Origin of the sequence: Pseudomonas sp. RW3S2 (genome assembly GCF_014268955.1) — a bacterium.
Lineage (GTDB): Bacteria > Pseudomonadota > Gammaproteobacteria > Pseudomonadales > Pseudomonadaceae > Aquipseudomonas > Aquipseudomonas wayambapalatensis.
The window spans coordinates 114,359-132,017 of record NZ_JABWRM010000014.1; the positions used below are offsets into that span (position 1 = coordinate 114,359).

The window sequence follows — 17,659 nt, forward strand, 5'->3', positions numbered from 1 at the left end:
AGCTGCGATGAAAACCATCAACTTCATGGGCGTGCGCAACGTTGCGTTCGCCGTCACTGTCCTGTTGACCGTACTGGCGTTGTTCAGCTGGTGGCACAAGGGCTTGAACTTCGGCCTGGACTTCACCGGCGGTACGCTCATCGAGCTGACCTACGAGCGTCCGGCCGACCTCAAGGCGGTGCGTGCCGAACTGGTCGAGTCCGGCTTCCACGAGGCCATCGTGCAGAGCTTCGGTGCCACCACCGACCTGCTGGTGCGCATGCCTGGCGACGACCCGCAACTGGGCAATCAGGTTGCCCAGGCGCTGCAGAAACTGGGCGGCGACAACCCGGCCACCGTCAAGCGTGTCGAGTTCGTCGGCCCGCAGGTCGGTGAAGAACTGCGTGACCAGGGCGGCCTGGGCATGCTGCTGGCGCTGGGCGGGGTACTGATCTACCTGGCGTTTCGCTTCCAGTGGAAGTTTGCGGTGGGTGCGATCGTCTCGCTGATTCACGACGTGATCGTGACCGTGGGCATCCTCTCGTTCTTCCAGATCACCTTCGACCTGACGGTGCTGGCGGCGGTGCTGGCGATCATCGGCTACTCGCTCAACGACACCATCGTCGTGTTCGACCGGGTGCGTGAGAACTTCCGCGTGATGCGCAAGGCCTCGCTGATCGAGAACATCAACGTCTCGACCACCCAGACCCTGCTGCGTACCATCGCCACTTCGGTGTCCACCCTGCTGGCGATCGCTGCGCTGCTGTTCTTCGGTGGCGACAACCTGTTCGGCTTCTCCCTGGCCCTGTTCATCGGTGTCATGGCGGGTACCTATTCGTCGATCTACATCGCCAACGTGGTGCTGATCTGGCTGAACCTGAACAGCGAAGACCTGATCCCGCCGGTCAAGGCCGAGGGTGTGGACGACCGTCCGTAAGGGCTTGTCCTGCGCCGTTTGGCGTAAAGGGAGGCGCGAGTGTTGAACTCGCGCCTTTTTTTTTGCTCCAAGGCAGGGAGAAGGCGGGCAATGTCCCGCGGGTATGATCAGGAGATTCCACGTGAACAAATCAATGCTGGTGGGTGCGGTTTTGGGTGCTGTCGGTGTTACAGCCGGAGGTGCTGTGGCGACCTACAGCTTGGTGAACAAAGGGCCGGAATATGCCCAGGTCACTGACGTACAGCCGATCAAGCAACAGGTGAAGACACCGCGCGAAGTGTGCAAGGACGTGACCGTGACGCGCCAGCGTCCGGTGCAGGACCAGCACCAGATCGCAGGTACCGTGGTGGGCGCCCTGGCCGGTGGGCTGCTGGGTAACCAGATCGGTGGCGGCACCGGCAAGAAGATCGCAACGGTGGCCGGTGCGGTCGGTGGCGGTTATGCCGGCAACAAGGTGCAGGAGGGCATGCAGGAGCGTGATACCTACACCACCACGCAAACGCGCTGCAACACGGTCAACGACGTCAGCGACAAGGTGGTGGGTTACACCGTGAAGTACACCATCGGTGATCAGGCGGGTGTGGTGAAGATGGATCACGAGCCAGGCTCGACCATCCCGCTGGACAAGAATGGCAAGCTGATACTGAGCCAGGCACAGCCAGGGCAGTGACCTGCGTGCCGGCCCCATTGCGGGTCGGCAGGGTTGTGGAAAACAGGCATAAAAAAGCACCCCGAGGGGTGCTTTTTTTGCATCTGGAGCCTTGGCTCAGCGCTTCAGGTTCTCTGGCAGGTGCGGCTGGATCGCAGTCAGCACCGCCTTGAAGCACTTGATGTTGCCGGCAACGATGTGGCCCTTGTCGAGGAAGTCATGGCCACCGTTGAAGTCGCTCACCAGGCCGCCTGCTTCCTGGATCAGCAGTACGCCTGCAGCCATGTCCCACTCGGACAGGCCCGACTCCCAGAAGGCGTCGAAGCGGCCTGCAGCAACGTAGGCCAGGTCCAGGGCGGCGGAGCCGGCGCGGCGGATGCCGGCGGTCTGGCCGGTGAGGGCGCGGAACATGCCGAGGTAGTTGTCCAGGTCAGCCATCTGGTTGTCGCGGAACGGGAAGCCGGTACCCAGCAGGGCACCTTCCAGGCTGGTGCGCGAGCTGACGCGCAGGCGACGACCGTTGAGCTGGGCGCCACGACCGCGGCTGGCGGTGAATTCTTCCTGGCGGACCGGGTCGACGATGACCGCGTGCTCGAGACGGCCGCGGTATTTGCAGGCGATGCTGACCGCGAAGTGCGGAACGCCACGCAGGAAGTTGGTGGTGCCGTCCAGCGGATCGATGATCCACAGGTAGTCCTTGCCTTCCTCGCCGGAGCCGGCGTGCAGGCCAGTCTCTTCACCCTGGATCGAGTGGTTCGGGTAAGCCTTGCGCAGGGCGTTGACGATGGTCTGCTCGGCGGCGCGATCGACCTCGGAGACGTAGTCCTTGGCCTCTTTCTCGTCGACCTTGATGCTGTCCAGGCGTTCGATGGAGCGGAAAATCAGTTCACTGGCGCTGCGAGCGGCGCGCAGGGCGATATTCAGCATAGGCTGCATGGGCGTTTCACCTGGAGATGTTAAAGAAGAAAGCCGCATAGTCTATCAGAAAACTGTTCCGGCAGAAGGGTGACATTCGCATTCGTGGCGTTACGCCCGTCGCTTAGGTAAGATCGTTCCCCCCTTTATAGGCATCCGTGAGCTCGACACCTTGCTGCAGAATATTCGTGTTGTTCTGGTCAATACCAGCCACCCCGGCAACATCGGCGGCGCTGCTCGTGCCATGAAAAACATGGGCTTGTCGCGCCTGGTGCTGGTTCAGCCACTGGATTTCCCCGCTGCGGACGCCAGCGCTCGTGCCTCCGGCGCCGACGATGTGCTGGACGGTGCCGTTGTGGTCGATACGCTCGAGCAGGCGCTGGCTGGCTGCAGCCTGGCGATTGGTACCAGCGCCCGTGACCGCAGCATGCCGTGGCCGATGCTCGACCCGCGCGAATGCGGGGTGCAGAGCGTCGCGCGTGCGGCCGCCGGCGAGGAGATCGCCCTGGTGTTCGGTCGCGAACATGCAGGCCTGACCAATGACGAACTGCAGCGATGTCACTTCCACGTGCACATTCCATCGAACCCCGACTTCAGCTCGCTGAATCTTGCTGCCGCAGTCCAGGTGCTCGCCTACGAGGTGCGCACCGCATGGCTGGCGGCGCAAGGTGCGCCGGCGAAGGTCGAGAAGGTCGATGCCAGCGACGAGCTGGCCACCCTGGACGAAATGGAGCTGTTCTACGAACACCTGGAAAAGACCCTGGTGGACATCAGCTTCCTCGACCCTGAAAAGCCCAAGCACCTGATGGCGCGCCTGCGCCGGTTGTATGGGCGCAGCTCGGTCAATCGTTCGGAAATGAGCATTTTGCGCGGCATCCTCACCGAGACTCAGAAAGTCGCCCGGGGTGATGCGCACAAGCGGAAGGACTAGAAACAATGTTCGAGCGTCTGCGTGAAGATATCCAGAGTGTGTTTCATCGTGACCCCGCGGCACGCAATGCCTTCGAGGTGCTGACCTGCTACCCCGGGATGCATGCCATCTGGCTGCATCGCCTGGGCAATGCCCTGTGGAAGCGCGACTTCAAGTGGCTGGCGCGCCTGGTGTCGAACTTCGGGCGCTGGATGACCGGCATCGAGATCCACCCCGGCGCCACCATCGGCCGGCGTTTCTTCATCGATCATGGCATGGGCATCGTCATCGGCGAGACCGCCGAGATCGGCGATGATGTGACGCTCTATCAGGGCGTGACCCTCGGCGGCACCAGCTGGAACAAGGGCAAGCGACACCCGACCCTGGAAAACGGCGTAGTGGTGGGGGCGGGCGCCAAGGTGCTCGGCCCGTTCACGGTGGGCGCCGGGGCCAAGATCGGCTCCAATGCGGTGGTGACCAAGGCCGTGCCGGCCGGTGCCACGGCAGTCGGGATCCCGGGGCGGATCATCGTCAAGACCGAAGACAGCGAGGTCGAGGCCAAGCGCAAGGCCATGGCCGAGAAGATCGGCTTCGATGCCTACGGCGTCAGTGGCGACATGCCCGACCCGGTGGCGCGCGCCATCGGCCAGATGCTCGACCACCTGCAGGCGGTCGACGAGCGCCTGGAGGGCATGTGCGGGGCGCTGACCAACCTGGGCAGTGACTACTGTGCCAAGGCCTTGCCGGCCCTGCCGGAAGAGGACTTCGCCGAGGTCAAGCAGGCTGCGCAGAGCGACACTCCGTCGCATTGATTACGCCGGGCTGATACACGGGGCGTGTGCTCGCGCCCCTTGTCTGCTATCATCGCGCCCGCTTCCCGCGTGCAAACCCGACTAAAGCACTAGGTCTTATAGTTGACTTAAATGCTCGGGAATCGCATACTCGCACACATCCTGTAACTCCCGTGGTACCCATAGCCATGCGATTGACTACCAAAGGCCGTTACGCCGTCACCGCCATGCTCGACCTGGCGTTGCACGCGCAGCATGGGCCGGTATCCTTGGCCGACATTTCCGAGCGCCAGGGCATCTCCCTCTCCTATCTGGAACAGCTGTTCGCCAAGCTGCGCCGCAGCAGCCTGGTTTCCAGCGTGCGCGGTCCGGGTGGCGGCTACCAGCTGTCGCGGGGCATGGAAACCATCCAGGTGGCGCAGGTAATCGACGCGGTCAACGAGTCGGTAGATGCCACTCGCTGCCAAGGCCTCGGGGATTGCCACGCCGGTGATACCTGCCTGACCCACCACCTGTGGTGCGACCTCAGCCAGCAGATCCACGAATTCCTCAGCGGCATCAGCCTGTCCGACCTCGTCATGCGCCGCGAGGTGCAGGAAGTCGCCCAGCGCCAGGACCTGCGCCGAGTCGCCGGTCGCGTTGCCCAGCTGGACAAGATTGAGACGTCCGCCGTCGACTGATGCAGCGACGAGCGACGCCAACGCCTGATAGGAGATACTCAATGAAGTTGCCGATCTACCTCGATTACTCCGCGACCACCCCGGTCGATCCCCGCGTCGCCCAGAAGATGGCCGACTGCCTGCTGGTCGACGGAAACTTCGGTAACCCGGCCTCGCGTTCCCACGTGTTCGGCTGGCGCGCTGAAGAGGCGGTCGAGAATGGCCGCCGCCAGGTCGCCGAGCTGATCAATGCCGACCCGCGCGAAATCGTCTGGACCAGCGGTGCCACCGAGTCCGACAACCTCGCGCTCAAGGGTGTCGCGCACTTCTATCAGACCAAGGGCAAGCACATCATCACCTCCAAGATCGAGCACAAGGCGGTCCTCGACACCGCTCGCCAGCTCGAGCGCGAAGGTTTCGAAGTCACCTACCTCGAACCCGGTGAAGACGGCATCGTCACCCCGGCGATGGTCGAGGCCGTGCTGCGCGACGACACCATCCTCGTCTCGCTGATGCACGTGAACAACGAAGTCGGCTCGATCAACGATATCGCCGCCATCGGTGAACTGACCCGCTCGCGCGGCGTGCTGTTCCACGTCGATGCCGCGCAGTCGGCCGGCAAGGTCGAAATCGACGTGCAGAAGACCAAGGTCGACCTGATGTCGTTCTCGGCGCACAAGGTCTACGGCCCGAAGGGCATCGGTGCGCTGTACGTCAGCCGCAAGCCGCGTGTGCGCCTGGAAGCCATCATTCACGGCGGTGGCCATGAGCGCGGCATGCGTTCGGGCACCCTGCCGACCCACCAGATCGTGGGCATGGGCGAGGCCTTCGCCATCGCCAAGCAGGAAATGGCCACTGAAAACGTGCGCATCAAGGCGTTGAGCGATCGCTTCTTCAAGCAGGTCTCCGACCTTGAAGAGCTGTACGTCAACGGCAGCCAGACCCAGCGCGTTCCGCACAACCTGAACCTGAGCTTCAACTACGTCGAAGGCGAGTCGCTGCTGATGTCGCTCAAGGACATCGCCGTATCGTCCGGTTCGGCCTGCACCTCCGCGTCGCTCGAGCCTTCTTATGTACTGCGCGCCCTGGGCCGCAACGACGAGCTGGCGCACAGCTCGATCCGCTTCTCCTTCGGTCGCTTCACCACCGAGGAAGAAGTTGACTACGCCGCGCAGGAAGTCTGCAAGGCCGTGAACAAACTGCGCGAACTGTCGCCGCTGTGGGACATGTACAAAGACGGCGTCGACATCTCCAAGATCGAGTGGGCCGCCCACTAAGCAGTCGCCAGCAAGAGCGGCTCCCTGATGAGGAAGGAATTGCACCATGGCATACAGTGAAAAGGTCATCGACCACTACGAAAACCCGCGCAACGTCGGCAAGATGGACGCCGAAGACCCGGACGTCGGTACCGGCATGGTCGGCGCCCCGGCGTGCGGTGACGTGATGCGTCTGCAGATCAAGGTCAACGAGCAAGGCATCATCGAAGATGCCAAGTTCAAGACCTACGGCTGCGGTTCGGCCATCGCCTCCAGCTCCCTGGCCACCGAGTGGATGAAGGGCAAGACCCTGGACGAAGCCGAAACCATCAAGAACACCCAGCTGGCCGAAGAACTGGCGTTGCCGCCGGTCAAGATCCACTGCTCGGTACTCGCCGAAGATGCCATCAAGGCAGCCGTTCGCGATTACAAGCAGAAGAAAGGCTTGATCTAAGTCGCCGCGAGGTAAGGAGTTCCGATGGCTATCAGCATGACAGAAGCCGCCGCCAACCACATTCGCCGCTCCCTCGATGGGCGCGGCAAGGGTGAAGGCATCCGCCTGGGCGTGCGCACCACCGGCTGCTCGGGCCTGGCCTACGTGCTGGAGTTCGTCGACGAGCTGGCCGACGAGGACCAAGTGTTCGAGAACCATGGCGTGAAGGTCATCATCGACCCGAAAAGCCTGGTGTATCTCGATGGCACCGAGCTGGATTTCGTCAAGGAAGGGTTGAACGAAGGCTTCAAGTTCAACAACCCCAACGTGCGCGGTGAGTGTGGCTGCGGCGAAAGCTTCAATGTCTGAGGCTTGACGTGGGTACTCCTTGCCATTTCGCCCTGTTCGACCTGCAGCCGGGCTTTCGCCTGGACCTCGACAAGCTGGCCACCCGTTATCGTGAGCTGGCCCGCGAGGTCCATCCAGACCGCTTTGCCGACGCCTCCGAGCGTGAGCAGCGTGTTGCCCTGGAAAAGTCCGCAGCACTCAACGACGCCTACCAGACGCTGCGCAGCGCGCCGCGTCGTGCGCGTTACCTGCTGGCCGTCAGCGGCCACGAAGTGCCCCAGGAAGTCACGGTCCACGACCCCGACTTCCTGCTGCAGCAGATGCAGTGGCGTGAAGAACTCGAAGAGCTGCAGGACGAAGCCGACCTCGACGGTGTTGCCGTGTTCAAGAAGCGCCTGAAGGTCGCCCAGGACACGCTCAATGAGGATTTCGCCGCCTGCTGGGATCAAGCTGCCGAGCGCGACAAGGCCGAGCGCCTGATGCGCCGCATGCAGTTCCTCGACAAGCTCGCCCAAGAAGTGCGCCAACTCGAAGAGCGCCTCGACGATTAACCCCGGCGTTGCCCGTGATGACGCCTAAGGTATTCAGATAAGCATGGCCCTACTGCAGATCGCCGAACCCGGTCAGAGCCCCCAGCCGCACCAGCGTCGCCTGGCGGTGGGTATCGACCTGGGTACCACCAACTCTCTCGTCGCTGCAGTGCGCAGCGGTCGCAGCGAGCCCCTGCCCGACGCCCAGGGCAATGTCATCCTGCCGTCCGCCGTGCGCTATTTGCCAGGGCACTGCGACGTCGGCCAGGACGCTCGTGACGCAGCCTCCAGCGACCCGCTGAACACCGTTCTTTCGGTCAAGCGCCTGATGGGGCGCGGTCTTGCCGACGTCAAGCAACTGGGCGAGCAACTGCCTTACCGCTTCGTTGGCGGTGAATCGCACATGCCATTCATCGACACTGTCCAGGGGCCGAAGAGCCCGGTGGAGGTGTCGGCCGACATTCTCAAGGTCCTGCGCCTGCGCGCCGAGCAAACCCTCGGTGGCGAGCTGGTGGGCGCGGTCATCACCGTGCCGGCCTATTTCGACGACGCCCAGCGCCAGGCCACCAAGGACGCGGCGCGCCTGGCCGGCCTGAGCGTGCTGCGCCTGCTCAATGAGCCGACCGCTGCCGCCGTGGCCTATGGCCTGGACCAGAACGCCGAAGGCGTGGTGGCGATCTTCGACCTGGGGGGCGGCACCTTCGATATCTCGATCCTGCGCCTGACCGCGGGCGTCTTCGAAGTGCTGGCCACGGGGGGGGACACTGCCCTGGGTGGCGATGACTTCGATCACGCCATCGCTGGCTGGATCATCGAGCAGGCCGGTCTGTCCGCCGATCTCGACCCGGCTACCCAGCGCCAACTGCTGCAGACGGCCTGTGCCGCCAAGGAAGCCTTGACCGATGCCGACACCGTCAGCGTCGCCCACGGCGCCTGGCAGGGTGAGCTCAGCCGTGCCGCCTTCGAAGCCATGATCGAGCCACTGATCGCCCGCAGCCTCAAGGCCTGCCGCCGCGCCGTGCGCGACAGCGGTGTCGAGCTGGAAGAGGTCGGTGCCGTGGTGATGGTCGGTGGCTCGACCCGCGTGCCGCGTGTACGCGAAGCCGTTGGCACGCTGTTCGGCCGCACTCCGCTGACCTCGATCGATCCTGATCAGGTCGTGGCCATTGGCGCCGCGATCCAGGCCGACACCCTGGCCGGTAATCGCCGCGAAGGTGGCGAATTGTTACTTCTGGACGTCATCCCGCTGTCGCTGGGTCTTGAGACCATGGGCGGGCTGATGGAAAAGGTGATTCCGCGCAACACCACGATTCCCGTGGCTCGTGCCCAGGAGTTCACCACCTACAAGGATGGCCAGTCGGCCATGATGATTCACGTCCTGCAGGGCGAGCGCGAGCTGATCAGCGACTGTCGTTCGCTGGCCCGCTTCGAGCTGCGTGGCATCCCGGCGATGGTGGCCGGTGCAGCGAAGATCCGCGTGACCTTCCAGGTCGATGCCGACGGCCTGCTCAGCGTCGCGGCCCGCGAACTGGGCTCGGGCGTGGAGTCGAGCATCCAGGTCAAGCCGTCCTACGGCCTGACCGATGGCGAGATCGCCCGTATGCTCAAGGACTCCTTCGAGCACGCAGGCTCCGACAAGCAGGCGCGCCAGTTGCGCGAGCACCAGGTCGATGCCGAGCGCTTGCTCGAAGCGGTGCAGGGCGCCCTGGATGCCGACGGCGAGCGTCTGCTCAGCGCTGACGAGCGCGAGGCCATTGCCTTCCAGATGCAAGAATTGCGTGATTTGCTCACCGGCACCGATGGCGCGGCCATCGAGCAACAGACCAAGCGTCTGTCGCAGGTGACCGATGCCTTTGCCGCCCGTCGCCTTGATTCGACGGTCAAAGCCGCACTGGCCGGGCGCAACCTGAATGAGATCGAGGAGTAACCGATGCCCCAGGTGATTTTCCTGCCGCATGAGAAGTTCTGCCCGGATGGGCTGGTGGTCGAAGTGGAGCCAGGCACCAACATTCTGGAGCTGGCCCACGAACACCATATCGAGATGGAAAGCGCGTGCGGCGGCGTGTGTGCCTGCACCACCTGCCACTGCATCGTGCGTGAAGGTTTCGACTCGCTGGAAGAAGCCGACGAGCTGGAAGAAGACATGCTGGACAAGGCCTGGGGCCTGGAAGCGCAGTCTCGCCTGGCGTGCCAGGTGATCGTGGGTGATGAAGACATCACCATCGAGATTCCGAAATACTCGCTCAACCACGCTGCCGAAGCGCCGCACTGAGGTTTTCAGCATGAGCCTGAAATGGATTGATGTACTTGAGATCGCCATCCAGCTTGCGGAAAGCAAGCCAGACGTCGATCCTAAATATGTGAATTTCGTCGATCTGCACCGTTGGGTGCTGGCTTTGCCAGAGTTCAGCGACGATCCGTCACGCGGCGGTGAGAAAGTGCTCGAGGCCATCCAGGCGGCCTGGATCGAAGAAGCCGACTGAGCGTCTCTGCAGGTTAGGCAATCCCCTGGAACCCGCGTATAATTCGCGGGTTTAATTTTTCGCAACACTCAAATTCTGGAGTTTTCCATGGCTGTTCAACGTACTTTCTCCATCATCAAGCCTGACGCAGTTGCCAAGAACGTCATCGGCAAGATCACCACTCGCTTCGAAGAAGCCGGCCTGAAAATCGTCGCTTCGAAAATCAAGCAGCTGTCCAAGGCCGAAGCCGAAGGCTTCTACGCCGAGCACAGCGCTCGTGGCTTCTTCGGTGATCTGGTTGCCTTCATGACTTCCGGTCCGGTCGTCGTTCAGGTGCTGGAAGGCGAGAACGCCATCGCTCTGAACCGTGAGCTGATGGGCGCCACCAACCCTAAAGAAGCCGCTCCAGGCACCATCCGTGCCGACTTCGCCGAGTCGATCGACGCCAACGCCGTTCACGGTTCGGACTCCGAAGCCGCTGCAGCTCGCGAAATCGCTTACTTCTTCGCTGCTACCGAGGTAACCACTCGCTAAGCGAAAGCTTACGAGTGAGGGTGAATCCATGACGACATCTACTGGCAAAATCAACCTGTTGGGGCTGACCCTGCCGGAAATGGAACAGTTCTTCGACTCGATCGGGGAGAAGCGCTTCCGTGCCGGTCAGGTGATGAAATGGATTCACCATTTTGGCGTGTCCGACTTTGCGGACATGACCAACGTCGGCAAGGTCTTGCGCGAGAAGCTCGAGGCCGTTGCCGAGATTCGCCCCCCGGAAGTGGTCAGCGAGGACATTTCCGCCGACGGTACCCGTAAATGGGTAGTCCGCGTTGCCTCCGGCAGCTGCGTCGAGACCGTCTACATTCCCACCGACGACCGCGGTACCCTCTGCGTTTCGTCGCAAGCCGGCTGTGCCCTGGACTGCAGTTTCTGCTCCACCGGCAAGCAAGGCTTCAACAGCAACCTCACCGCCGCCGAAGTGATTGGCCAGGTGTGGCTTGCCAACAAATCCTTCGGGACCGTCCCGGCCAAGATCGACCGCGCTATCACCAACGTGGTCATGATGGGCATGGGCGAGCCCTTGCTGAACTTCGACAATGTCATCGCCGCGATGAAGATCATGATGGACGATCTGGGATATGGCATCTCCAAGCGTCGCGTCACCCTGTCCACTTCGGGTGTCGTGCCGATGATCAATGAGTTGGCCAAGCACATCGACGTGTCGCTGGCGCTGTCGCTGCATGCGCCCAACGACGCGCTGCGCAACCAGTTGGTCCCGATCAACAAGAAGTACCCGCTCAAGATGCTGCTCGAGTCCTGCATGGGCTATATGTCCACGCTCGGCGGCAAGCGGGTGCTCACCATCGAGTACACCCTGCTCAAGGACGTCAACGATCAGCCTGAGCATGCCGCGCAGATGATCGAATTGCTGCGTGACGTGCCGTGCAAGATCAACCTGATTCCGTTCAACCCGTTCCCGCACTCCGGCTACGAGCGTCCCAGCAACAATGCGATCCGTCGTTTCCAGGATCTGCTGCACCACGGCGGCTTCAACGTCACCACCCGCACCACCCGCGGCGAAGATATCGACGCGGCCTGTGGTCAGCTGGTGGGGCAGGTCATGGACCGCACCCGCCGTAGCGAGCGCTACATCGCCGTGCGCCAGATCAACGCCGATGGCAGCGAGCTGCAAGACAGCGCTGCGCGCCACTGACGGAAGCCGCCGATGACCCTGCGCGCCGCGCTGTCGATCCTGTCGCTTTTGCTGCTGGCCGGCTGCGTGTCCGGCGGTGCAGGTGATCCGCTGTCCAGCCGACAGGGCAGGGCGGAGGCAGGGCGTGCCTACGTGCAGTTGGGGCTGGGGTATTTGCAACAAGGCATGACTGAGCAAGCCAAGGCCCCGCTGGCCAGGGCGCTTGCGTTGAACAGCCACGATGCCGATGCACACGCCGCCCTGGCCCTGGTCTTCCAGGCCCAGGGCGAGCCCGATCTGGCCGATGGCCATTTCCGCGAAGCTTTGTCGCAACGCCCGAATGACACGCGGATTCGCAACAACTTCGGCAGTTTCCTATATGCTCAGGGGCATTTTCGCCAAGCAGAACAGATGTTTCGCCAAGCTGCTGCCGATACCCTGTATCCTGAACGTTCCCGGGTATACGAGAACCTTGGCCTGACCGCCCTCAGGCAAGGGCGTCGCGAGCAGGCTCACGAATACCTGGACAAGGCCCTGCAGCTCGATCAGCGGCAACCACGAGCGCTGCTGGAAATGGCTGAGTTGTCCTACGAAAACAGGCATTATGTGCCGGCCCGGGACTATTTCGAGCGCTTCAGCCAGCATGGCGATCACGACGCTCGCAGCCTGCTGTTGGGCAGCCGCCTCGCCCGAGTCTTCGAAGAGCACGGCACCGCAGCCGAGCTGGGCCAGAAATTACAACGACTTTATCCCGGTACGCCGGAATATCAGCAATACCTGTCGGAGCAACGATGAAAGCCGCGCACCCCGAAGCAGCAGCAGCGATTCAGCAGAATCCAGGTGATATCTTGCGCCAGGCCCGCGAGAACCGGAACTGGTCGCAGGCCGAGGTCGCCCGTAAGCTGAATCTCACGGTCACTTCGCTGAACAACCTGGAAACCGGCGCCTTCGACAAGCTTCCCGGACACACCTTCGCGCGCGGCTATATCCGTGCTTACGCCAAGCTCATGGACATGGACCAGGCGCCGCTCGTCGAGGCTTTCGACCAGATCACCGGGACTCACGCCAAGGGCAGCGAAGTACATGCCCTTGGTCGTATCGAGGAGCCGGTGCGCCTTTCGCACAATATCCTGCGTGTCGTCAGCCTGTTGCTGCTGGTGGCCGTGGTCGGTGGCGGGTTCTTCTGGTGGCAGGACCAGAGCAGCCTGCGTGGCAAGGACCTGGCCAAGATCGCCCTGGAGCATGTCGAGGTCGAAAGCGCCGACGGCACCACGCAGATCCACCCGCTCGATGAGCCGGAAGATCAGGCCGTGACTGCGGGCCAGCAGCCAGAGAGCGCGCCACTGCCGCTTGAGCAGGCTACGACCGAAGCTGCCGCCGAGGCTGCTGAACAGGGCACCCCGGGCACCGCAGCATCCGCCGCCGCTCCAGCCGCTCCGGTTGCCCAGGCTCCTGCCCAGACGCACGCGCCCGCCACCACGCCCGCACCAACCGCACCGGCCACCCACGCCGTACCGACTGCGCCAGTTGCCAGCGAGCCTGCCGTGGTTGCTGCGGGCGATGGCAAGATCGCCATTCAATTCACCGCCGATTGCTGGACCCAGGTCACCGATGGCAACGGCAAGGTGCTGTTCAGCGCGATCAAGCGCAAGGGTGACAGCCTGGAACTGACCGGCAAGCCGCCGTTCGCGGTCCGCCTGGGCTTTGCCCGCGGCGCTCAGGTCAGCTACAACGGTCAGGCCGTCGATGTCGCCCCGTTCACCAGTGGCGAGACCGCTCGCCTGAAGTTGGGACAGTAAGTCATGCACGGCGAATCTCCGATCAAACGTCGCGAATCCCGCAAAATCTGGGTCGGCAATGTGCCGGTGGGTGGTGATGCACCCATCGCGGTACAGAGCATGACCAACACCGACACCAATGATGTCGCCGCCACCGTTGGGCAGATCCAGCGCCTGGTCGATGCTGGCGTCGACATCGTCCGCGTCTCGGTGCCGGACATGGACGCGGCCGAAGCCTTCGGCAAGATCAAGCAATTGGTCAGCGTGCCATTGGTCGCCGACATCCATTTCGACTACAAGATCGCCCTGCGCGTCGCCGAGCTTGGTGTTGACTGCCTGCGCATCAACCCGGGCAACATCGGTCGCGAAGACCGTGTGCGCGCGGTGGTCGATGCCGCTCGCGACCGTGGTATCCCGATTCGCATCGGCGTCAACGCGGGTTCGCTGGAAAAGGACCTGCAGAAGAAGTACGGCGAGCCGACCCCGGCAGCGCTGGTGGAGTCGGCGCTGCGCCATGTCGAGCACCTTGACCGCCTCGACTTCCAGGACTTCAAGGTCAGCGTCAAGGCCTCCGACGTGTTCATGGCCGTCGAAGCCTACCGCCTGCTGGCCAGGCAGATCGTGCAGCCGCTGCACCTGGGCATCACCGAAGCCGGTGGCCTGCGTTCGGGGACGGTGAAATCCGCTGTCGGCCTCGGTATGCTGCTTGCCGAAGGCATTGGCGATACCATTCGCATCTCCCTCGCTGCCGATCCGGTCGAGGAAGTGAAAGTCGGCTACGACATTCTCAAGTCGCTGCACCTGCGTTCCCGTGGCATCAACTTCATCGCCTGCCCGAGCTGTTCGCGGCAGAACTTCGATGTGGTCAAGACCATGAACGAGCTGGAAGGGCGTCTGGAAGACCTGCTGGTGCCGCTGGACGTCGCGGTGATCGGCTGCGTGGTCAACGGCCCGGGCGAAGCCAAGGAATCCCACGTCGGCCTGACCGGTGGTACCCCCAACCTGGTGTACATCGATGGCAAGCCGGCGCAGAAGCTGACCAATGACAACTTGGTCGATGAGCTGGAAAAGCTCATCCGCCAGAAAGCGGCCGAGAAGGTCGAGGCCGACGCGGCGCTGATCGCCCGCGGCTGATACACAGATTCGTAAGGACTTTTCGTGAGCAAATCGCTGCAAGCCATCCGTGGCATGAACGACATCCTGCCCGAGCAGTCGCCCCTGTGGCGCTACTTCGAAGGCACCGTGGCCGGCCTGCTGGACGGCTACGGCTACAGCCAGATCCGCACGCCGATCGTCGAGTTCACCGAGCTGTTCAAGCGCTCGATCGGTGAAGTCACCGATATCGTCGAAAAAGAGATGTACACCTTCCAGGACAACAAGGACTCGCTGACCTTGCGCCCGGAAGGCACTGCCGCGTGTGTGCGTGCTGTGCTCGAGCACGGCATCATCGGCAATGGCCAGGTACAGAAGCTCTGGTATGTCGGCCCGATGTTCCGCCACGAACGCCCACAACTGGGGCGTTATCGCCAGTTCCACCAGATCGGCGTCGAGGTGTTCAACCTGGCCGGTCCGGACATCGACGCCGAGCTGATCATGCTCACCTGGCGCCTCTGGGCGCGCCTGGGTATCCAGGACGCGGTCACGCTCGAACTCAACAGCCTGGGCACCAGCGAAGCCCGTGCGCGCTATCGCGACGCGCTGGTCGAGTTCCTCAGCGAGCGTATCGATCAACTGGACGACGACAGCAAGCGTCGCCTGAAGAGCAACCCGCTGCGCATCCTCGACAGCAAGAACGAAGGCACCCAGGCCGCTCTAGTGGGCGCACCGAAGCTCGAAGAGTACCTGGACGAAGAGTCCCGCGTGCACTTCGAGGGCGTGAAGGCCCGCCTCGACGCTGCCGGTATCCCGTTCGTGATCAACACCAAGCTGGTGCGTGGCCTGGACTACTACAGCAAGACCGTGTTCGAGTGGGTGACCGACAAGCTCGGTGCCCAGGGCACTGTCTGTGCTGGTGGCCGCTACGATGGCCTGGTCGAGCAGATGGGCGGCAAGCCGACGGCTGGCGTGGGCTTCGCCATGGGTATCGAGCGACTGCTGCTGCTGATCGAGACGCTGGGCCAGGTGCCCGAGTCGATCAGCCGTACGCTGGATGTCTACCTGTGCGCCTTCGGCGAGCAGGCGGAGCTGGCGGGCCTGAAGATCAGCGAGCAACTGCGCGATCGTCTGCCGGGCCTGCGCCTGGCGGTCAACGCCGGTGGCGGCAACTTCAAGAACCAGTTCAAGAAGGCCGACAAGAGCGGGGCGCTGTTTGCCCTGATCCTGGGGGACGACGAACTGGCGCAACAAGTGGTAGGTTTCAAGCCCCTGCGTGGCCAGGGCGAACAACAGAACATTGCCTGGGATGCTCTGGCCGAGCACCTGCAAGCTGCTCTCGCGCAGGCGTGAAGCGGTCAAACAGCCGAATTGCTGAAAAGGAGTATTGGGGTGTCGAGTACCGATGATGATGGCCTGGCCGCAGCCAAGGACTGGTGGAACCGCAACGGCAAGCCGCTGCTGACCGGTGCCCTGCTCGCCGCTGCGGTGGTGATGGGCTGGCAGGCCTGGCACAAGTACCAGAGCAACCAGTCGCAAGGCGCTTCGGCGCTGTACCAGGCGTTGCTGGAAACTACCCTGACGCCTGACGGCAAGCCGGATGCGACCAAGGTCGCCGAGCTGTCCGGCAAGCTCAAGAGCGAATTTGGCGGTTCGGCCTATGCCCAGTACGGCAGCCTGTTCGTGGCCAAGGTCGCGGTCGACAGCGGCAAGCTGGACGACGCCGCCGCCGAGCTCAAGAGCGTGATGGACAAGCCGGCCGATGCCACCCTCGGTGAGATCGCGCGCCAGCGTCTGGCCCGTGTGCTCGCTGCCCAGGACAAGGCCGAGGAGGCCCTCAAGCTGCTCGACGGTGACGCCGACAAGGCGTTCCTGGCCAGTCGTGAGGAGCTCAAGGGTGACTTGCTGGTCCAGTTGGGCCGTGCCGACGATGCCCACGGTGCGTATGAAAAAGCCAAGGCCGCGCTGTCCGACGACGCCGCGATCGGTGGCCTGCAACTGAAGCTGGATGACCTGGCCAAAGGGGACGCGTGAAGTGACCGGTTGGAAACAAGCAGCAGTGCTCGCCCTGGCCGTGCTGGCCGCGGGTTGCAGCAGCAACAGCAAGAAGGAACTGCCCCCGGCCGAACTGACCAAGTTCACCGAAGAGGTGGTGCTCAAGAAACAGTGGAGCCGTTCGATCGGTGACGGCCAGGGTGACAAGTACAACACCCTGGTGCCGGCCATCGAGAACGACCGCATCTACGCTGCCGACGTCAACGGCAAGGTCTTCGCCCTGAACCGCAGCAACGGTGACGTGGTGTGGAAGAAGGACCTGGACGTACCGGTTTCCGGCGCTGTCGGCGTGGGTTACGGCCTGGTGATGATGGGCACCCTCAAGGGTGAAGTCATCGCACTGGACTCCAGCACCGGTGAAGAGCGCTGGCGCTCGCGCGTCACCAGCGAAGTGCTGGCTCCGCCAGCGACCAACGGTGACGTGGTGGTGGTGCAGACCCAGGACGACCGTCTGATCGGCCTGGACTTCAACACCGGTGATCGCCGCTGGATCTACGAGAGTTCGCCAGCAGTGCTCACGCTGCGTGGTACCGGCGCGCCGATCGTGACCAACCGCCTGGCGGTGGCTGGTCTGTCCACCGGCAAGGTGATCGCGGTCGACACGCAGAACGGCGTGCCGGTGTGGGAGGCCCGCGTGGCCGTTCCGCAGGGCCGTTCCGAGCTGGACCGTGTAGTGGACATCGACGGTGGCTTGCTGCTGTCCGGTGGTACCCTTTACGTCACCAGCTACCAGGGTCGCGTCGCGGGCCTGGACCTGGAAAGCGGTCGCGTGCTGTGGCAGCGCGATGCCTCCAGCTATGTGGGTGTCGCCCAGGGCTTTGGCAACGTCTACGTGAGCGAGGCTTCGGGCACTGTCGAGAGCATCGATGAGCGTTCGTCTTCGGCGCTGTGGACCAACGACTCCATGGCCCGTCGCCAACTGTCGGCGCCGGAAGTGTTTTCCAGCTATGTCGCGGTAGGTGACTTCGAGGGTTACCTGCACCTGCTCAGCCAGGTCGATGGTCGCTTCGTCGGCCGTGAGCGTATCGACAGCGATGGCCTGCGCGCCCGCCCCCTGGTGGTCGGCGACACCATTTATGTCTATGGCAACAGCGGCAAGCTCGAGGCACTGACCATCCGCTGAAGCTATGCTTGAGACCGTCATCGGTTTCAGGCTGCGGCGCAGGAAGCGCCGC

Annotated in this window: 21 protein-coding genes; 20 read left to right on the forward strand and 1 reads right to left on the reverse strand. The window is 63.1% G+C overall.

Annotated features, from left to right (window positions below; genetic code table 11):
• The first annotated feature begins 7 nt into the window (after positions 1-7).
• The gene (secF, locus tag HU748_RS19545) at positions 8-916 is read left to right on the forward strand and encodes a protein translocase subunit SecF (RefSeq protein ID WP_186668243.1); all 909 of its coding nucleotides are present in this window, start codon (positions 8-10) and stop codon (positions 914-916) included.
• 121 nt (positions 917-1,037) lie between these two features.
• Positions 1,038-1,586: a glycine zipper 2TM domain-containing protein gene (locus HU748_RS19550; RefSeq protein WP_186668241.1), complete on the forward strand. Its 549-nt coding sequence runs from the start codon at positions 1,038-1,040 to the stop codon at positions 1,584-1,586.
• A gap of 96 nt (positions 1,587-1,682) precedes the next feature.
• Here the strand turns inward: HU748_RS19550 and suhB are convergent, their stop codons facing one another.
• Complete coding sequence (suhB, locus tag HU748_RS19555) at positions 1,683-2,501, reverse strand: inositol-phosphate phosphatase (RefSeq protein ID WP_186668239.1); 819 nt, start codon at positions 2,499-2,501, stop codon at positions 1,683-1,685.
• A gap of 151 nt (positions 2,502-2,652) precedes the next feature.
• Here suhB and trmJ point away from each other — a divergent pair, with 151 nt between their 5' ends.
• The 18 genes from trmJ (at position 2,653) to bamB (ending at position 17,607) form a co-directional block, all read left to right on the forward strand.
• Entirely contained in the window at positions 2,653-3,411 is a 759-nt protein-coding gene (gene trmJ, locus HU748_RS19560) for a tRNA (cytosine(32)/uridine(32)-2'-O)-methyltransferase TrmJ (protein ID WP_186668238.1), read from the forward strand.
• Positions 3,412-3,416: 5 nt separating this feature from the next.
• Entirely contained in the window at positions 3,417-4,202 is a 786-nt protein-coding gene (cysE, locus tag HU748_RS19565; RefSeq protein WP_054892548.1) for a serine O-acetyltransferase, read from the forward strand.
• Positions 4,203-4,369: 167 nt separating this feature from the next.
• Positions 4,370-4,861 carry a Fe-S cluster assembly transcriptional regulator IscR gene (gene iscR, locus HU748_RS19570; protein ID WP_054892549.1) on the forward strand — a complete coding sequence of 164 codons (492 nt, stop codon included), beginning with the start codon at positions 4,370-4,372 and terminating at the stop codon, positions 4,859-4,861.
• Positions 4,862-4,902: 41 nt separating this feature from the next.
• Positions 4,903-6,117: an IscS subfamily cysteine desulfurase gene (locus HU748_RS19575; RefSeq protein ID WP_186721560.1), complete on the forward strand. Its 1,215-nt coding sequence runs from the start codon at positions 4,903-4,905 to the stop codon at positions 6,115-6,117.
• A gap of 46 nt (positions 6,118-6,163) precedes the next feature.
• Positions 6,164-6,550: a Fe-S cluster assembly scaffold IscU gene (gene iscU / locus HU748_RS19580; protein ID WP_003443374.1), complete on the forward strand. Its 387-nt coding sequence runs from the start codon at positions 6,164-6,166 to the stop codon at positions 6,548-6,550.
• A gap of 24 nt (positions 6,551-6,574) precedes the next feature.
• On the forward strand, positions 6,575-6,898 hold the full coding sequence (gene iscA, locus HU748_RS19585) for an iron-sulfur cluster assembly protein IscA (protein ID WP_003248536.1): 324 nt from the start codon (positions 6,575-6,577) through the stop codon (positions 6,896-6,898).
• An 8-nt stretch (positions 6,899-6,906) separates the two neighbouring features.
• A complete protein-coding gene (gene hscB, locus HU748_RS19590; RefSeq protein ID WP_186668236.1) occupies positions 6,907-7,428 on the forward strand; it encodes a co-chaperone HscB in 522 nt (173 codons plus the stop codon).
• A gap of 43 nt (positions 7,429-7,471) precedes the next feature.
• Positions 7,472-9,334 carry a Fe-S protein assembly chaperone HscA gene (hscA, locus tag HU748_RS19595; RefSeq protein ID WP_186668234.1) on the forward strand — a complete coding sequence of 621 codons (1,863 nt, stop codon included), beginning with the start codon at positions 7,472-7,474 and terminating at the stop codon, positions 9,332-9,334.
• Between the two features lie 3 nt (positions 9,335-9,337).
• Positions 9,338-9,679 carry an ISC system 2Fe-2S type ferredoxin gene (fdx, locus tag HU748_RS19600; protein WP_063546067.1) on the forward strand — a complete coding sequence of 114 codons (342 nt, stop codon included), beginning with the start codon at positions 9,338-9,340 and terminating at the stop codon, positions 9,677-9,679.
• A 10-nt stretch (positions 9,680-9,689) separates the two neighbouring features.
• Positions 9,690-9,890, forward strand: coding sequence for a Fe-S cluster assembly protein IscX (gene iscX, locus HU748_RS19605; RefSeq protein WP_027920277.1), 201 nt, complete (start codon positions 9,690-9,692; stop codon positions 9,888-9,890).
• Positions 9,891-9,977: 87 nt separating this feature from the next.
• Positions 9,978-10,403, forward strand: coding sequence for a nucleoside-diphosphate kinase (ndk, locus tag HU748_RS19610; RefSeq protein ID WP_011532343.1), 426 nt, complete (start codon positions 9,978-9,980; stop codon positions 10,401-10,403).
• Positions 10,404-10,431: 28 nt separating this feature from the next.
• Positions 10,432-11,580, forward strand: a complete 1,149-nt coding sequence (rlmN, locus tag HU748_RS19615; protein ID WP_054892553.1) for a 23S rRNA (adenine(2503)-C(2))-methyltransferase RlmN — start codon at positions 10,432-10,434, stop codon at positions 11,578-11,580.
• A 12-nt stretch (positions 11,581-11,592) separates the two neighbouring features.
• A complete protein-coding gene (pilW, locus tag HU748_RS19620) occupies positions 11,593-12,354 on the forward strand; it encodes a type IV pilus biogenesis/stability protein PilW (protein ID WP_186668229.1) in 762 nt (253 codons plus the stop codon).
• Positions 12,351-13,358, forward strand: a complete 1,008-nt coding sequence (locus tag HU748_RS19625) for a RodZ family helix-turn-helix domain-containing protein (RefSeq protein WP_186721562.1) — start codon at positions 12,351-12,353, stop codon at positions 13,356-13,358. Before pilW ends, HU748_RS19625 begins: the two co-directional genes overlap by 4 nt.
• A 3-nt stretch (positions 13,359-13,361) precedes the next feature.
• Entirely contained in the window at positions 13,362-14,471 is a 1,110-nt protein-coding gene (gene ispG, locus HU748_RS19630) for a flavodoxin-dependent (E)-4-hydroxy-3-methylbut-2-enyl-diphosphate synthase (RefSeq protein ID WP_054892556.1), read from the forward strand.
• 24 nt (positions 14,472-14,495) lie between these two features.
• Complete coding sequence (gene hisS, locus HU748_RS19635) at positions 14,496-15,782, forward strand: histidine--tRNA ligase (RefSeq protein WP_186721564.1); 1,287 nt, start codon at positions 14,496-14,498, stop codon at positions 15,780-15,782.
• Positions 15,783-15,821: 39 nt separating this feature from the next.
• Positions 15,822-16,463, forward strand: a complete 642-nt coding sequence (locus HU748_RS19640) for a tetratricopeptide repeat protein (protein WP_054892558.1) — start codon at positions 15,822-15,824, stop codon at positions 16,461-16,463.
• Between the two features lies 1 nt (position 16,464).
• Positions 16,465-17,607, forward strand: coding sequence for an outer membrane protein assembly factor BamB (gene bamB, locus HU748_RS19645; RefSeq protein WP_288377005.1), 1,143 nt, complete (start codon positions 16,465-16,467; stop codon positions 17,605-17,607).
• Positions 17,608-17,659 lie beyond the last annotated feature (52 nt).

Bases quoted from the DNA above. Each gene is read 5' to 3' on its own strand.
- secF (WP_186668243.1), top strand. From the start codon at position 8: ATGAAAACCATCAACTTCATGGGCGTGCGCAACGTTGCGTTCGCCGTC.
- suhB (WP_186668239.1), bottom strand. From the start codon at position 2,501: ATGCAGCCTATGCTGAATATCGCCCTGCGCGCCGCTCGCAGCGCCAGT.
- cysE (WP_054892548.1), top strand. From the start codon at position 3,417: ATGTTCGAGCGTCTGCGTGAAGATATCCAGAGTGTGTTTCATCGTGAC.
- iscR (WP_054892549.1), top strand. From the start codon at position 4,370: ATGCGATTGACTACCAAAGGCCGTTACGCCGTCACCGCCATGCTCGAC.
- HU748_RS19575 (WP_186721560.1), top strand. From the start codon at position 4,903: ATGAAGTTGCCGATCTACCTCGATTACTCCGCGACCACCCCGGTCGAT.
- iscU (WP_003443374.1), top strand. From the start codon at position 6,164: ATGGCATACAGTGAAAAGGTCATCGACCACTACGAAAACCCGCGCAAC.
- iscA (WP_003248536.1), top strand. From the start codon at position 6,575: ATGGCTATCAGCATGACAGAAGCCGCCGCCAACCACATTCGCCGCTCC.
- hscA (WP_186668234.1), top strand. From the start codon at position 7,472: ATGGCCCTACTGCAGATCGCCGAACCCGGTCAGAGCCCCCAGCCGCAC.
- fdx (WP_063546067.1), top strand. From the start codon at position 9,338: ATGCCCCAGGTGATTTTCCTGCCGCATGAGAAGTTCTGCCCGGATGGG.
- iscX (WP_027920277.1), top strand. From the start codon at position 9,690: ATGAGCCTGAAATGGATTGATGTACTTGAGATCGCCATCCAGCTTGCG.
- ndk (WP_011532343.1), top strand. From the start codon at position 9,978: ATGGCTGTTCAACGTACTTTCTCCATCATCAAGCCTGACGCAGTTGCC.
- rlmN (WP_054892553.1), top strand. From the start codon at position 10,432: ATGACGACATCTACTGGCAAAATCAACCTGTTGGGGCTGACCCTGCCG.
- pilW (WP_186668229.1), top strand. From the start codon at position 11,593: ATGACCCTGCGCGCCGCGCTGTCGATCCTGTCGCTTTTGCTGCTGGCC.
- HU748_RS19625 (WP_186721562.1), top strand. From the start codon at position 12,351: ATGAAAGCCGCGCACCCCGAAGCAGCAGCAGCGATTCAGCAGAATCCA.
- ispG (WP_054892556.1), top strand. From the start codon at position 13,362: ATGCACGGCGAATCTCCGATCAAACGTCGCGAATCCCGCAAAATCTGG.